Annotated in this window: 17 protein-coding genes and 1 CRISPR repeat array; of the genes, 15 read left to right on the top strand and 2 right to left on the bottom strand. The window is 37.9% G+C overall.

Features of this window, described 5'->3' with window-relative positions; all coding sequences use genetic code 11:
- Positions 1-11 precede the first annotated feature (11 nt).
- The 10 genes from cas5c (at position 12) to H8S40_RS12725 (ending at position 9823) form a co-directional block, all read left to right on the top strand.
- On the top strand, positions 12-755 hold the full coding sequence (gene cas5c, locus H8S40_RS12770) for a type I-C CRISPR-associated protein Cas5c (RefSeq protein WP_186865371.1): 744 nt from the start codon (positions 12-14) through the stop codon (positions 753-755).
- Positions 752-2701, top strand: coding sequence for a type I-C CRISPR-associated protein Cas8c/Csd1 (gene cas8c, locus H8S40_RS12765; protein WP_186865370.1), 1950 nt, complete (start codon positions 752-754; stop codon positions 2699-2701). Before cas5c ends, cas8c begins: the two co-directional genes overlap by 4 nt.
- An 18-nt stretch (positions 2702-2719) precedes the next feature.
- Entirely contained in the window at positions 2720-3568 is an 849-nt protein-coding gene (gene cas7c / locus H8S40_RS12760) for a type I-C CRISPR-associated protein Cas7/Csd2 (RefSeq protein WP_186865369.1), read from the top strand.
- 1 nt (position 3569) lies between these two features.
- A complete protein-coding gene (gene cas4, locus H8S40_RS12755) occupies positions 3570-4235 on the top strand; it encodes a CRISPR-associated protein Cas4 (RefSeq protein WP_186865368.1) in 666 nt (221 codons plus the stop codon).
- On the top strand, positions 4232-5263 hold the full coding sequence (cas1c, locus tag H8S40_RS12750; protein WP_186865367.1) for a type I-C CRISPR-associated endonuclease Cas1c: 1032 nt from the start codon (positions 4232-4234) through the stop codon (positions 5261-5263). Before cas4 ends, cas1c begins: the two co-directional genes overlap by 4 nt.
- Positions 5264-5271: 8 nt before the next feature.
- Positions 5272-5562, top strand: a complete 291-nt coding sequence (cas2, locus tag H8S40_RS12745; RefSeq protein ID WP_055161640.1) for a CRISPR-associated endonuclease Cas2 — start codon at positions 5272-5274, stop codon at positions 5560-5562.
- Positions 5563-5732: 170 nt separating this feature from the next.
- Positions 5733-7482: a CRISPR direct-repeat array (repeat unit 32 nt; unit sequence GTCATCCTCCTCGTGAGGATGTGAGTTGAAAT).
- Between the two features lie 323 nt (positions 7483-7805).
- Entirely contained in the window at positions 7806-8123 is a 318-nt protein-coding gene (locus H8S40_RS12740; RefSeq protein WP_022074730.1) for a PadR family transcriptional regulator, read from the top strand.
- Positions 8120-8731: a DUF1700 domain-containing protein gene (locus H8S40_RS12735; RefSeq protein ID WP_186865366.1), complete on the top strand. Its 612-nt coding sequence runs from the start codon at positions 8120-8122 to the stop codon at positions 8729-8731. The genes H8S40_RS12740 and H8S40_RS12735 overlap by 4 nt, the downstream gene beginning before the upstream one ends.
- 4 nt (positions 8732-8735) lie before the next feature.
- Complete coding sequence (locus H8S40_RS12730) at positions 8736-9554, top strand: DUF4097 family beta strand repeat-containing protein (protein ID WP_186865365.1); 819 nt, start codon at positions 8736-8738, stop codon at positions 9552-9554.
- Positions 9555-9580: 26 nt separating this feature from the next.
- Positions 9581-9823, top strand: coding sequence for a GMP synthase (glutamine-hydrolyzing) (locus H8S40_RS12725; RefSeq protein WP_243238242.1), 243 nt, complete (start codon positions 9581-9583; stop codon positions 9821-9823).
- A 190-nt stretch (positions 9824-10013) separates the two neighbouring features.
- Here H8S40_RS12725 and H8S40_RS12720 read toward each other — a convergent pair whose 3' ends face one another.
- Positions 10014-10844 (bottom strand): hypothetical protein, encoded by an 831-nt coding sequence (locus tag H8S40_RS12720; RefSeq protein ID WP_186865364.1) that lies wholly within the window; start codon positions 10842-10844, stop codon positions 10014-10016.
- Between the two features lie 17 nt (positions 10845-10861).
- A complete protein-coding gene (locus H8S40_RS12715; RefSeq protein WP_186865363.1) occupies positions 10862-11503 on the bottom strand; it encodes a helix-turn-helix domain-containing protein in 642 nt (213 codons plus the stop codon).
- A 217-nt stretch (positions 11504-11720) separates the two neighbouring features.
- Between H8S40_RS12715 and H8S40_RS12710 the strand changes: the two genes are divergently transcribed.
- The 5 genes from H8S40_RS12710 (at position 11721) to H8S40_RS12690 (ending at position 15360) form a co-directional block, all read left to right on the top strand.
- Positions 11721-11918, top strand: a complete 198-nt coding sequence (locus tag H8S40_RS12710; protein WP_186865362.1) for a DNA-binding protein — start codon at positions 11721-11723, stop codon at positions 11916-11918.
- Positions 11919-13013, top strand: coding sequence for a site-specific integrase (locus tag H8S40_RS12705; protein WP_186865361.1), 1095 nt, complete (start codon positions 11919-11921; stop codon positions 13011-13013).
- Positions 12997-13368, top strand: coding sequence for a plasmid mobilization protein (locus H8S40_RS12700; protein ID WP_186865360.1), 372 nt, complete (start codon positions 12997-12999; stop codon positions 13366-13368). The genes H8S40_RS12705 and H8S40_RS12700 overlap by 17 nt, the downstream gene beginning before the upstream one ends.
- A 31-nt stretch (positions 13369-13399) precedes the next feature.
- A complete protein-coding gene (locus H8S40_RS12695) occupies positions 13400-13777 on the top strand; it encodes a TnpV protein (protein ID WP_186865359.1) in 378 nt (125 codons plus the stop codon).
- A 308-nt stretch (positions 13778-14085) separates the two neighbouring features.
- Positions 14086-15360, top strand: a complete 1275-nt coding sequence (locus tag H8S40_RS12690; protein WP_186865358.1) for a plasmid recombination protein — start codon at positions 14086-14088, stop codon at positions 15358-15360.
- Positions 15361-15552 lie beyond the last annotated feature (192 nt).

Raw genomic sequence — 15552 nt, 5'->3', positions numbered from 1 at the left:
AGGTGAGATTTTTGAAAAAATACAGAAATACAATAGAGTTTGAAGTGTATGGAACATATGCGCTTTTTTCAGAACCGGTTATGAGAGTGGGAGGAGAAAAGACAAGCTATCATATTCCGACTTATGAAGCATTAAAAGGAATTACGGAAAGTATTTACTGGAAGCCTACGATTATTTGGTGCATTGACGCGGTAAGAGTAATGAATCCAATTCAGACTGAGACTAAAGGAATTCGACCGATTGCATACAATGGTGGAAATGAACTGGCATATTATACTTATTTAAAAGATGTGAGATATCAGGTGCGGGCACATTTTGAGATGAATCTCAATCATCCGGAGCTGGAGCAGGATAGAAATGAAAACAAGCATCATAATATTGCGAAAAGGATGGTAAAACGAGGTGGTCGCAGAGATATTTTCTTGGGAACAAGGGAATGTCAGGCGTTTGTGGAACCATGTGTATTTGGCGAAGGCGAGAGTTATTACGATACAATGCCGGGAGAAGTGGGTTATGGATTTATGTATCATGGGATTACTTATGCGGAAGAGGCAATTCTGGATGAAGATAAAGACCAAATGACAGTGCGTTTCTGGAGACCGGTAATGAAAAAGGGTGGAATTATAGAATTTACCAGACCGGAGGATTGTACGGAGAAAAGACATATCCGTCCAATGGAAAGAAAAGTATTTGGAAAAGAAGAGAATAATTTTGTGGGATTAGAAGAGTTTACAGATGAGGAGGTGGAAGATTGAGTTGGATAAACGAACTGATTGAGTTGTATGAGAAAAATAGCGATAAGATTGGAGTTATCGAATATCGAAGAGATATCCCTTATGTACTTCTTCCACCATTTCATACAACTGTAACAGCACAGATAACGGTAACGATAGACCAAGATGGTAATTTTGTTCGTGCAGAACAGGTGGATCAGAACGACAAATTGACGATTATACCAGTTACAGAAAAATCGGGAAGTCGTACAGCCGGAAAAGAGCCACATCCATTATGTGATAATTTGAGGTATCTTGCCGGTGACTATAAAAAATATTATAAAGACGATGGAGTATGTAGCGAGCTATATATTTCACAGCTTGAAGAATGGGTAGAATCAGATTATTGTCATGAAAAGGTCAGAGCAGTTTATGAGTATTTAAAAAAATCGACATTAATTCAAGACTTAGTTGCACATAAAATTATAAAGCTTAATGAAGAAAATCAAATAGATGAGAAAGAAAATATTCAAGGGATTCCACAGCCAAAAGCTTTTGTACGATTTATTATACGGTCATTTGATGAGAAAATATATCAGGAAACTCCGGATGAATGTTGGAAAGACAGAACCTTGCAGGAATGTTATATAGAATATGTTAGGTCACAGGAAAAAGAAAAAGGTATATGTTATTTGACAGGAAATATGGAATCTATTTCTTATCTTCATTCAAAGAAAATCAGAAATGAAGGTGATGGAGCGAAGCTGATTTCTGCAAATGACAGTCAAAATTTCACCTATCGAGGACGTTTTACAAGTAAAGAAGAGGCATTTGCAGTAGGAAATGAGACCTCGCAAAAAGCACACAATGCTTTGAAGTGGATTATTCGAAAACAAGGCACTTTTTTCGATACTATGACAATTGTGACATGGGAGTCAAACCAATTAAACATGCCAAAATGGGAGAGAGATACTGAAGCAATTGTATCTGAGTATGAAAGGGAAGGTGTTGAAAATGCTGAGGATGATTGGGAAGATGACTGGTCTACAGATGAGATTGTATCCGATGGAAATCCAATCACCGCTGATAAGTTTTATAAGGCACTAAGAGGCTATGGGAAAAAGATAGATAATACTTCGAACATGATTTTACTTGCTTTTGATGCGGCAACGCCCGGTCGGATAGCATTGATTGAAAATAAAGAACTGAATTCTGCCAGATATCTGAAAAATATAGAAAAATGGCATAACGATTGCAATTGGATTCATACAAAATGGAAAGATGGAGAAAGAATACAATTTGCGGGAATGGTTGGGGTCAAAGATATTGCAGATATTTTATATGGTATTGAGAATAAGGGAACAGTGTCTATAGTGGATGCTAATGGTAAAAAACTCTATGCACAAGTAGCACAAAGATTGCTTCCATGTATATGGAATGGCACTAGGGTTCCGTATGATTATGTGATGCTTGCAGTATCAAAGGCATCCAATCCATTAGCATATAAGGAACGAAGAAATTGGGAAAGAGTTTTGACATTAGCATGTTCGTTTGTAAAAAAGGATAAAAAGGATAGATATAAGGAGGAATGGAACGTGGCATTAGATAAAACATCAAAAGACAGAAATTATTTATATGGAAGATTATTGGCGGTGGCAGATAAGGTGGAATATTCGACATACGATGAAAAAGATAGTGGAAGGATTACAAATGCAAAAAGGTATATGAGTGCATTTGCACAGAGACCATTTGAAACATGGGAAGTGATAGAAAAAAATATCCAGTCATATATGCCTAAATTGAAAATTGCAGAAAGAATATTTTATGAGAATTTATTACATGAAATTTATCATAAATTTAATATAGAAAAATTTGAAGATAATAGCAAATTAAATGGGTTATTTTTGCTTGGTTTTCACAGTCAGGCCTATGATTTGAAATTAAAGAAAGAGAAGTCCGAAGAAAAAGAAGAAAGGTCAGAAGAGTAAAAAGAGGAGGAGTAGATCATGAGCGAATTAAAAGGAAAAATTGATTTTACATTATTTATCAGTGCAAACAATGCCAACCCAAACGGAGATCCATTAAATGGAAATCGTCCGCGAATTAATATGGATGGTTTTGGAGAAATTTCAGATGTATGTATTAAAAGAAAAATTAGAAATCGTTTTCAGGATCTGGGACAGAAGATTTTTGTTCAGTCAGATGACAGAACAGATGATGCTTATACCAGTTTAAAAGACCGAGCAGATAGCTGTGCGGAATTAAAAGCAGAGATGGGAAATAAGAAAAATGCAAATCGTGATGCTTGTGCAGCAATTGCATGCAAAGAATGGTTAGATGTAAGAGCTTTTGGACAAGTTTTTGCATTTAAAGGAATTCCGGTGTCTTTCGGGGTACGGGGACCTGTTTCTATTCATCAGGCAGTAAGTTTATCACCAATCGATATTATCAGTATGCAGATTACAAAAAGTGTGAATAGTGAATCCGGAAAAGAAAGTAAAGCTTCTGATACGATGGGAACAAAACACAGAGTTGGATTTGCTGTATATAAGGTAATGGGAAGTGTAAATGTACAACTTGCTGAAAAAACAGGTTTTAGTCAGGAAGATGCGGAAGTATTAAAAGAAGCATTAAAGACATTATTTGAAAATGATGCGTCTTCTGCAAGACCGGAAGGAAGTATGGAAGTTTGTAAAATGTACTGGTGGCAGCATGATGAAAAAACACCGGCAGTTTCCAGTGGTAAAATACAAAGAGGATTCACTATTAAAGCTAATAAAGAACATCCAAGAAAATTCGAGGATTACGACATCTCATGGGATGTAGAAGGATGCAAACAACCGGAGGAATTTTAATTTGTATAAGGAAGAAGACTTTCTTCAATTATCAGGAATTCAGCATTTTGAATTTTGCAGGAGACAATGGGCACTAGCGTATATAGAACTACAGTGGCAAGAAAATGTCAGAACAGTGGAAGGTAAGATTCTTCATGAAAATGCTCACGATGCAAGTATTAAAGAAAAAAGAGGAGATTTGATAGTTGTGAGAGCAATGCCGATTCACTCCCGGGAAATGGGAGTGAGCGGTGAATGTGATGTAGTAGAATTTCATAAAGCAAAGGATGGAATCAGTTTGTCCGGAAAAGAAGGATTTTATAAAGTAGTTCCGATAGAATATAAAAGAGGAAAACCAAAAACGGATGATTTTGATATTCTTCAAGTAACGGCACAGGCATTATGTTTAGAAGAAATGTTGTGTTGCACAATACCGTATGGCTATATTTATTATGGAGAGACGAAGCATCGTACAAAAGTAGAATTTACAGATGAAATACGAGAAAAAGTCAGAAAAATATTTGCGGAAATGCATAAGTATTACGAGCAACGTTATACTCCAAAAGTCAAAATAAGTAAAAAATGCAATGCATGCTCATTAAAAGATATTTGTCTACCTGTTTTAAATAAGAAAAAGTCAGTTTCAGGATATATTGATAAAATTATTTCAGAAGAGGAAAAAGGATGAAAAGACTTTTAAATACGTTATATGTGACATCTGGAAATAAATATTTGTCCTTAGATGGAGAAAATGTTGTTGTATTGGAAGAACAAAAAGAAATCGGAAGAATTCCATTACATAATTTACAAGCGATAATTACATTTGGTTATACAGGAGCGAGTCCGGCGCTTATGGGAGTATGTGTACAGCGGAATATTGATTTGTCTTTTATGTCTGGAAATGGAAGATTTCTAGCTCGAGTTACAGGTGAAGTAAAAGGAAATGTTACATTAAGAAAACAACAATATAGAATTAGTGATAATCGGGATGAAAGTGTACATATAGCACGAAATTTTATTTTGGGAAAAGTATATAATTCAAGGTGGATTTTGGAGAGATCAGCAAGAGATTATGCGCTGCGTTTAGATGTGGAAACGATAAAGAAAAAGTCAGCGTTTTTAGCTCAGAGTATGGGAAAAATAAGAGAATGTGAAAATGCAGAGGAATTACTTGGACTGGAAGGAGAAGCAGCTGCGGTATATTTTTCGGTATTTGACGATTTGATTTTGCAGCAAAAAGACGATTTCTATTTCAATGGGAGAAATAAAAGACCGCCATTGGATAATGTAAATGCGATGCTGTCATTCGGATATTCTCTATTGGCTGGAATGTGCGGAGGTGCATTGGAAGCAGTAGGATTGGACCCATATGTAGGATTTTTCCATACAGACCGTCCCGGTCGAATGTCATTAGCATTAGATCTTATGGAAGAATTTAGAGGTATTATGGTGGATAGATTTGTATTGACACTGATTAATAAAAAAATTATGAAAGAAAAATATTTCATAAGAAAAGAAAATGATGCAGTTATTATGACAGATGAAGGGAGAAAAGTTTTCTTATCAGCGTGGCAATCTAAAAAACAGGAAACTATAAAACATCCTTTTATAGATGAAAAAATAGAGTGGGGAATGGCTCCTTATGTTCAAAGTATGCTATTAGCCAGATATTTGAGAGGAGATTTAGATGAGTACCCACCATTTTTCTGGAAGTAGGTGAGCAGATGTTAGTTTTGATTACATATGATGTAAATACTCAAACTGCAGCAGGAAGGAAACGGTTGAGAAAGGTTGCAAAAGAATGCACTAATTACGGACAGAGAGTACAGAATTCTGTATTTGAATGTCAAATGGACGCAACCAAATGCAGACAAGTAAAAAATATATTGGAGAACATTATAGACAAAGAGGTAGATAGTCTGAGATTTTATTATCTGGGTGAAAAATATAAAAATAAAGTAGAACATATTGGTGCTAAGCCTGGTTTTGATGTTAAGGATACGTTGATATTCTAGTGCGAATGATAAGTGCACATAAATTTCCTGGGACATTCGCACCAGAAAAAGGGGAAAATTAGGCTTGGAAATATATATGAAAATGAAAAAAGATGTCAACAATAGATATAAAATGTTTATTGTTGATATAATATGTGATTTTAAATGGATTATTTTTGTTTAAAATTGCTGTCATCCTCCTCGTGAGGATGTGAGTTGAAATATTCCAGACAGGATATTGAGGAGTTGTCGAACCTCGTCATCCTCCTCGTGAGGATGTGAGTTGAAATCACTATATCCTGCCCTCTTTGCTGCTTCGGTTGGTCATCCTCCTCGTGAGGATGTGAGTTGAAATACTATATTTCCCTGACACTCCTCCGGAATCATTGTCATCCTCCTCGTGAGGATGTGAGTTGAAATAGCAGATCTTCTCTACAATCTCTTGTCTCTCCCAGTCATCCTCCTCGTGAGGATGTGAGTTGAAATGCCATAATTAATCACCTCCTAAATCAATATGTCGTCATCCTCCTCGTGAGGATGTGAGTTGAAATACACAATTCTTTATGCCGAAAAACCGAATGGAGAAGTCATCCTCCTCGTGAGGATGTGAGTTGAAATAGCTCTTGTTTCGTATATCTGCTTTTTCCGCCAGTCATCCTCCTCGTGAGGATGTGAGTTGAAATTTGCACGTTATCAACAGAGGATGATACGTCTGTATCGTCATCCTCCTCGTGAGGATGTGAGTTGAAATATGAAGCAGACAGGCGGAGACATTGGCCTGTCACTGTCATCCTCCTCGTGAGGATGTGAGTTGAAATACTCCTAACCAGAATCGGTCGACGCTGCTTTCCGTCATCCTCCTCGTGAGGATGTGAGTTGAAATGTGTCGAATACCCCGAAACCCTTCTGCCCGTCCTCGTCATCCTCCTCGTGAGGATGTGAGTTGAAATATATACCGTGATTAAAGATGCAACGAAACGGGCGTGTCATCCTCCTCGTGAGGATGTGAGTTGAAATTCCACTCCGTGAGTAGAATCGTCCTTGCCACCGTCATCCTCCTCGTGAGGATGTGAGTTGAAATATTAAAGCAACTGTTGCTTTCATTGAATGTGAACTGTCATCCTCCTCGTGAGGATGTGAGTTGAAATATTCCGTGCGTTGCCTTCGGGAAGAAGGCGGAGGTCATCCTCCTCGTGAGGATGTGAGTTGAAATACATGGTGTTCCGTCCCGCTTCGACTCTACCGTGGTCATCCTCCTCGTGAGGATGTGAGTTGAAATGGAAAAGAGTGTTCAGAAAGCTAAGAAACAGGCTGGTCATCCTCCTCGTGAGGATGTGAGTTGAAATAAAAAGCAACATAACAAGATTGCCGGTATTAGCCGGTCATCCTCCTCGTGAGGATGTGAGTTGAAATATAACAGGAGGAAAAGACAATGAAAAACATTAACTGTCATCCTCCTCGTGAGGATGTGAGTTGAAATGATGCGAGGAACACAAATGTTTCACACTCTTTCCGTCATCCTCCTCGTGAGGATGTGAGTTGAAATGTGTATGCGGCTTTCATGCTATCCAGTCCGCCGGTCATCCTCCTTGTGAGGAGGTGAGTTGAAATTCTGGAACAGCTGAATCATATATCCGCAGCTGCACTGTCATCCTCCTTGTGAGGATGTGAGTTGAAATATCTCAGCAAGGTTTGATACTGTCTCACACACTGTCATCCTCCTTGTGAGGATGTGAGTTGAAATATTTCCCTCCTTCTTCTTGCCATGACCATATGCTGTCATCCTCCTTGTGAGGATGTGAGTTGAAATATTCCGTGTGTGGTATTTGGCAAGTCAGCAGAGTGTCATCCTCCTCGTGGGGATGTGAGTTGAAATAACTGGCACGGCAACAATTTCATTCAAACCTATGTCATCCTCCTTGTGAGGATGTGAGGGGCAATAACAATAAGTCATAGTGATTCAATGTCAGGAGAAATTCTGGCATCTTTTTTATCTGAGTCGAGAAGGCTCCAACTTCTATAAGTGGTGAGTGATAAGAAATATATCTCAAGGATGTGCAACGCTTCTAAGGGGAATATGTCAGCTTAAGCCGACCAGAATCATCCACCAAGTCTCACGTGCGTTCGATTTAAATCAAAGCGAAGCTTTGAAAAAAGAATATATAAAATTTTTACATATCCATTGACATGCAAAACCTTTTGAGCTATATTATATATAAAATTTATATATATAAATATTTTACATATAAGTAGGAGGTGATTCGATGTATTTTCCAGTATCAGCATTACTGATTGAATACATAATCCTGACAGTGGTAGAAAGCAAGGATTCTTATGGATATGAGATTAGTCAGACAGTAAAGAAAGCAGCTGACATTAAAGAATCCACACTGTATCCAATATTGAAGAAACTTCAGAAAGCAGGATATCTGACAACTTATTCGCAGGAGTATCAGGGAAGAAAGAGAAAATACTATTCGATTACAGAGGAAGGAAAGGCGCAGATTACATATCTGAGCAATGAATGGAAAGTCTATAAAGATACAGTAGATGGAATTATTGAAGGGAGGATAAGAGGTTGAGTAGGGAAGAATATTTGAATCAATTACATAAATATCTTCGGAAACTTCCGAGACAGGATTATGAAGATGCGATGGAATATTTTGCAGAGTATTTTCAGGAAACAGATGAGGAAGGCGCAGCAGAATTGATGAAGGAGCTGGGGACGCCGAAGGAGGCTGCCCGAGAACTGATGGCAAATCTTTTGGACAAAAAGATTGAAGAACATCAAAATTATGAGACAGACGGACAGACTAGAGCAGAAAAGAAAGGTTCCGGAAAGCATGTGATATGGATCGCATTGCTGGTGTTATTTGCGGCACCGGTGGGAGCTCCGCTTCTGGTAGCACTTGCTGCAGTTGTATTATCATTAGTTGTGTGCATGCTTGCCATATTATTATGTGTAGTTTTGTTTGCAGCGTGTCTGATAATTATTGGAGGTAAGATTATTGTCCGTGGTATACTGGCAGTTCCAATTTCTATGAGCGGTTTTGCAATGCTTACAGGAAGTGGACTGCTGGCTATGGGAGCAGGTATTCTAGGGGTCTTATTATGTATATATCTGTGTAAATGGAGCAGTATGCTGATTGCAAAACTGGTGTGCAAAATTACAAACAGAAAGAGAGGTTAGAGTGATGAAAAGTTGGGTAAAAGCATGGCTTGGGGCAGGAGTAGGATGTCTTGTATGTGGTGTGGTTTTGACCGGAATCGGAGTTGCAAGCGGTGGAAACAAATATGTAAAAGCAGCTGATTTGAATAAGATGGATGGAGCTGCAAAAAAAGAAGACAACGAGGCTCTTCTTTCAAAGACAAAGATTGATAACTTTGATTCGGTAGACATTTCTATGACAGATATGAATCTGCAGGTGGTCTGTTCAGATGATCAGTCTTGTTATATTTCTTATCAGGCATCTAATCAGAAGAAAGAACCAATCAGTTATCAGGTAGAGGATAATAAATTGACGATTCAGGAAAATAGAAATGCTGGTAAGTCATATTATCATGTTGATATTGGATTTTTGTCGGAATTTTTCAATAGAGAGGCACTTACTACAGATGAAAATGTGGTAACACTTTACGTACCGGAAGGTCAGAAGTGGAAGACGGCTGCTATTAAGATGGATATGGGAAATATACTGCTGAATGATTGTGAAATCGAAAACGGAACCATTCAGACAGATTCAGGAGATATGTTCTTTAAGAATTGTGATTTTGAAAATCTGAAAGTGGATACAGATATGGGTGATCTTTATTTCATGGGAAAAGAAGATGTGATGCGTACATGGAACATTCAAGTGGATACGGATATGGGAAATGTCAAAGTGGATGATGTACTTAACGGAAAGATGATGGAAGATGAGGATGACTACAATCTTTCTTATACACAGAAAGGAAAAGGCGGCAAGCTGGTAATTCAGACATATAGTGGTGATGTCAGCCTGAAGTGCAGATAACAGACATATTTTTATAGATAGAAAATATGGATTCATCTGTTGTTCCAGAATTCAGATCTACTGGAATCAAAGATGGAAAACGTTCTTTTGAGTGGTCATGTATTGTTCGTGCGGTATGCTCAATCGACGTTATGACAGCAACAGTTGCTGAGATTCCACATGAGTTGATGGTTCATATCACAGATCGTATTACACATGAAGTTCCTGATATCAATCGTGTGCTTTATGATTTCACACCAAAGCCGACTGGAACTGTCGAATTCGAGTAATGTACACGAGCCAAGAAATGCCGAATTTACGGCGCTTCTTGGCTCGTTTTTTGTTGCGTGACAATCAAATGACAATAATATTGAAAAATTAGATTTTGGAGATGGTTTACAAGAATTAGTCCAATCTTTTTTATTCCTATAGCTTGTCTTTATCATTGAGAAAATAATCCTTAAAGGGATTAGAAATCTTTTATAGATCTTCTTCAGCAAAGAATTCGAAATTTATATTTTCTAAAACAGAATTTTTGTAATTATTAAAGTAGTTGAGACAAGCACTTTTAACTTTCTCTATTTTTTCTTTTGGTGCGACGATTACTATCACAGACTCGCAGTTGTGGCTTGTGATAGATTTATAGTTATCACACATAGATTTAACATTACTTATCAAATGTTCAAGTCTATTATTTGTAATGGTATTAACGGTCCAATATTTGATTTCAAAAATTAAGTCATTCTTAGTACGCTTTGAGAGAGCAATAATATCGTATTCGAATCTGCCTATGCGTAAGTTCTGTTTGAGAAGATATCTGTGAGAAAACTTATTGGAAAAATAGTTATAACATTTATCCTCTATTTGCATGTATTTTACAACTCTATCAGATGAAACATTTGTTGAAGCATTTTGCTCGGCAGATATTTCATTAGCTGCTTTCTCAACAGATTCTGAAGAACTTAATTGTGTAGCATTAATCTTTTTAGTAATTGTATCGGATTTTATTTGTTCGTCAAGTTCTTTTTGAATACTATACCATTTACAACATCCAATAATTATTAAGGTTAGACCTGTTACGATAAGCACAATAGAAGCTGCAGGCATAATTGTAGTTGTAAAATCAAGTAAATTCTCATTATTTTGTATTCTTTGAATTGAAATTGGGGACAGATTATCGTAATCACTTTGGCTTATGAGTTTACAGTCCATATTAAGTACATAAAGGAATGCCAAAACAGGTAATGTAATCAGTAGCATGCCTAGTGAAACGAGAAATTTGTAAAAACTATCATATTGTAATTTATCCATAATTATGTCCTTTCGGTTTATTCCTTCTTCGGTTTCCTCTTTCTCTTCACATAAGAGAAATCTGGGAACAAGTCTTTTAACAACTCAGCAGTTTCTCCAGCCTTTTCATCCTCATTCATATTCTGAACCAATAGCTGGTCGTCATCGTCAAGATTTAATGAAACAGTATATTCCTTATCCGAATCTATCGGATTCATCGGAAATTTTATCTCTTTGAGATAATATTCCGTTTCGGTTATTTCGTCATCTTCCAGCTTGTCTCGTAGGCGTGCCCAATACTCAACCATCTTCTTGAAGTTATCAAGATCCTTCTGTGGGCGGGGACCGGCACTTGGAAGCCGCTCTTCAAATTTAAAGCAAACTTCTCCGTCTTTTATAGTGGGCCGTAATCCATATGCCCATTCAATATCAAACAGCACATGAAGTGCACTGAATATATTTGCTACATCAGGGTCAGCTAATGCATAAAAGCTGACCCCTAGATTTCTTGCAATATTTAATAAAGTTGCTTCATCCGGATATCTGTTTCCAAGTTCATAGTTTCGAATGGTGGATTCGTTTAATCCACATTTATCTGCTAATTCCTTTTGCGTCAGTTCGGATGCAATTCTGAAATTTCGAATCAAATAGCCTACACGGCTGGTGAATTTCTCGCCCATTTTACTGCTCCTTATTCGTGTAATGAGTGTTGTACCATGCATGAAGATACGAGGTAAAAAACATGCATCTGCATATATTATATCATCAACAGTGCAAAAGTGAAATGTTTTCTATAAAAAATATTGACAGTACAAAAATGAACTGTTAATATAATACACAACACAGCCGTTCAGAAATGAACTGAATAATAAAACGAAAGAGAGGAGGCATTAGCTTATGGAGAACAAGAGGTTTTTGACAGCACAGGATGTCATGGAAATGCTGGGAGTTTCACTATCGTATTCCTATAAACTGATACGACGGCTAAATGCAGAACTTGAGGCTGATGGATTCGTGATAATAAAAGGACGTGTCAGTACACAGTATTTTATGAAGCGAATCTACGGGCTATCTACGGATAAGGAGGTGGGATAGATGGCGGTTATCAAGAATAAAAAGACTGGAATGTGGGAGGTGAGAACCTATTATAAGGATTTGACCGGAGCAAGGAAACAGAAAACCAAGAGGGGATTTGCCAAGAAGAGCGAAGCCCTTGAATGGGAACGTAATTTCAAGTTGAAAGAGGATCAGAGTATCAGTATGAGCTTCAAAAGTTTTGTGGATATTTATCTGATGGATTTAGAACCAAGAATAAAACGCAATACTTTTCTGACAAAGAAGCACATTATTGAGACAAGGATACTGCCTTATTTCGGGAAACGAAAACTGGATGATATTCGAACCTCGGATGTCATCCAGTGGCAAAATAAGATTATGAAGCTGAAAAAGGATAATGGGGAGTTATTCTCCCCTACCTATCTGAAAACCATTCATAATCAGTTCAGTGCCATATTAAATCATGCAGTAAATATGTATGGTCTGAAAGATAATGTGGCACGAAAAGCCGGAACCATGGGTAAAGAAGAAAATAAGGAAATGGAGTTTTGGACGCAGGATGAATTCCAAGCATTTTTAGAGTGTGTGGCAGATAAGCCAATTTCGTATTATGCATTTGAAATGCTTTATTGGACAGGCATTCGCGAAGGTGAGCTGCTGGCTCTAACACCGGCTGATTTCAATTTTGATAAGAAAACTCTTCGGATAAATAAGTCATATCAGAGGCTGGAAGGCAAAGATGTGATTACAGACCCGAAAACACCAAAGAGTAACAGAACCATTGTCATGCCGGATTTTCTTGCTGTAGAGATGGAGAATTTTATCAGCAGATTTTATGGAATAAAGGATGGTGACAGAATTTTCACTATTTCAAAAAGTTATCTGCATCACGAGATGGACAGAGGTGCAAAGCTTGCAGGAGTGAAGAGAATACGAATTCATGGATTACGACACTCGCACATTTCATTGCTAATCAATTTAGGATTTTCTGCATTGGCAATAGGTGAAAGAGTCGGGCATGAGGCGGTTGATATCACATATCATTATGCACATTTATTTCCAACGGTGCAGACGGATATGGCAGCACAACTGGAAACGGAAAGGGAGGCACTAATTAATGTCAGAAAAGAATAGAGATGATAAAAACAGATGGCGGAATGTTACAATAGCGTTCCGCATGTCACCAGAGGAAAATGAAGAACTGAATAACAGAGTGAAACTCAGCGGATTTCGTACCAAGCAGGATTATATAATCCAGAGTGTCCTTCATCAAAAGGTGGTTGCCACTGGTAATCCGCTGATGTTAGTGCAATTCCGGCAGAATCTGCAAAGAATTGGGCGCGAGCTTGAGAGGATAGAAAAGGCATCGGATATGGATGGGGAGTTACTTACTCCCATCCGTTCCATGCTGGAAATATTGGATGGTTTCAAGGAACAGCTGGGAACATTGACAGATATGAAACAGCTTACAGTACCAAATGAGGAATAACAGATATTTTTGTATAAAGGAAGTGACTGCTATGAGCGAAGAAACATTATTTGAAAAATTAGGTGTGAAATACATAGAAAAAGACGGCATATTTTATCCGTTGATTACATTAGGTGGAGAGGAGAACAGTAAAGATGTTGGTAAATATGGTCGTATGTGGATGGATTACATACAGAAGGAATATCCGCAGCGATACAGAAGTCTGGTACGATTTGGAGAATTACATGACAAAGCAACCGAAGTAAATGAAGTAGCTTATGAATTGCTGGAAGATATTGAAAATGAGTGGTTACATAAACATAAACCAAAGCAGTCGAATTCTTTTGTGGAAATGTATCGGCTACGAACTCAGGCAAGAATGATAGCAGAGGAAGTAGTTCTGCATGATGTGGTGAACTGTTTTCATTAGGGGAGCTAGCATAGGATTTATCGGAGTTGTGAATGGTAAATGATATGCCGCGTATCCGTGGCTCACAAACTCCCGTAAGGGAGTTTTACCCGGCTCGAAGAGCCGTACAGCCACTCCGGCGAGGAGCGCAAAACCCGCTTGCGGGTCTGCATTTTTGATGGCGAAGCTGTCAAAAGTGCTTTTGCGTTACTTTTGACAAAAGTAACAAAACTTTCCTAGGAAAATCTGCTGTTTCGTGCCGTATCCGGCACTCATTACGGATAAGAAGAAGGTGCCTATATACATACCAAAAGAGGAGAATTTTGACAATGGAAAGAACTATCAGTTTTATGAATGGGGAAGGTTCCATCGGGCACAACACAAGAAGATTTATAGCTGACAATGTAGATGCCAGCCGTATCAAGAATAATATCACGCTTATCCATGAGGATATTAAGCAGGCTTATCATAAATTGTTTGACAAGGCGCTTAAGGAATACAATGCAAAACAGAAACGCAAGGACAGGCAAATTAAAAGTTATTATGATAAGATTTCCCGAAGCAAGCAGGAAAAATTATTTTATGAGGTTATCGTTCAGATAGGCAATAGGGATGATACAGGAGTAGGTAGTTATTCTGCAGAGGTTGCAACATGGGTGATGAAGGATTATGTGAAAAAGTTTCAATTTCGCAATCCACAGCTTTATGTGATTGGTGCCTATATTCATCTGGATGAAGAAACGCCACATTTGCATCTGAATTTTATCCCTTGGGTATCCGGCTGCAAGAGAGGCTTGGAGACAAAGACAAGTCTTAAGGCGGCACTTGCTACCAGAGGATTTGTAAGCGAAGGCAAAGGGAACACCGAATGGAAGCAGTGGACGGAGGCAGAGAAAGATGATCTTGCTCTGATTATGAGCCGGTACGGAATTGACTGGAAAAAGAAAGATACACACAATAAGCATTTATCCGTACTGAATTATAAGAAGCAGGAGCGGGCAAAAGAAGTGGCTGCACTTGAGGAAGAGATAGAGGGTGCACAGGTTGTTCTGGAATTAAAAGAGGAACGGATTGAGTCTCTGGAAAAAGAAATTGAAAGTAAGCGAGATGATTTCAGAAAAGAACAGTCTGAGGCTCAAAAGAAGCTTGACGATACCATATCTGAAAACCAGAAATTGCAGTCGGAAACAACGAATTTACGCTTAAAGAATTCTGAATTACGGCTGGAATATTATGAGAATGTTGATAAGCTCACGGATAAACAGAAGAAAATTGAGGTGGCGAAAAAAGAGGCAGACAAATGGATGATGATATCGGATACTGCAAAATTACAGACTGAACGGGCTGAATTTGAGCTTGAGGAGGCGGAAAGACTTAAAAAGGAACTGCTGGGTTCGGTCGATGGAGATGATTATCTGAAGGAGCATGTAATAGAACTGAGGTATCAGAATCAGATATTGCGGGAGGAAAATCATAGCCTAAAGGACAAGCTGGAAAAGGCATATGAGTTTATGAAACAGTTTGTGATTGGCGGGATTAATCTGCTCGAGAAGTTTATGGAATGGCTTGGGGAAAAGGTCAAGGATGTTGGGAGAGGAAGGTGATAGAAAATACTTAACAGTAACTGATAGGAAAATTTTGTGGAAAACAGAATAAAATTCTGTTATAATATATTCTGTATGTTTGCAAGCAAATGTAAGGAATGTATTATCAAAATAGTTAAAACTCAGATTGACAAAATAGAACATATGTTCTAGAATATAAGAACATAAAGTCCTGGACATTTTGTGATGCAG

It is taken from the genome of Ruminococcus hominis (genome assembly GCF_014287355.1).
GTDB classification, from domain to species: Bacteria; Bacillota; Clostridia; order Lachnospirales; family Lachnospiraceae; genus Schaedlerella; species Schaedlerella hominis.
Note: the sequence above shows the minus strand (reverse complement) of the source record. Positions and strands in the feature narration are given on the sequence as shown.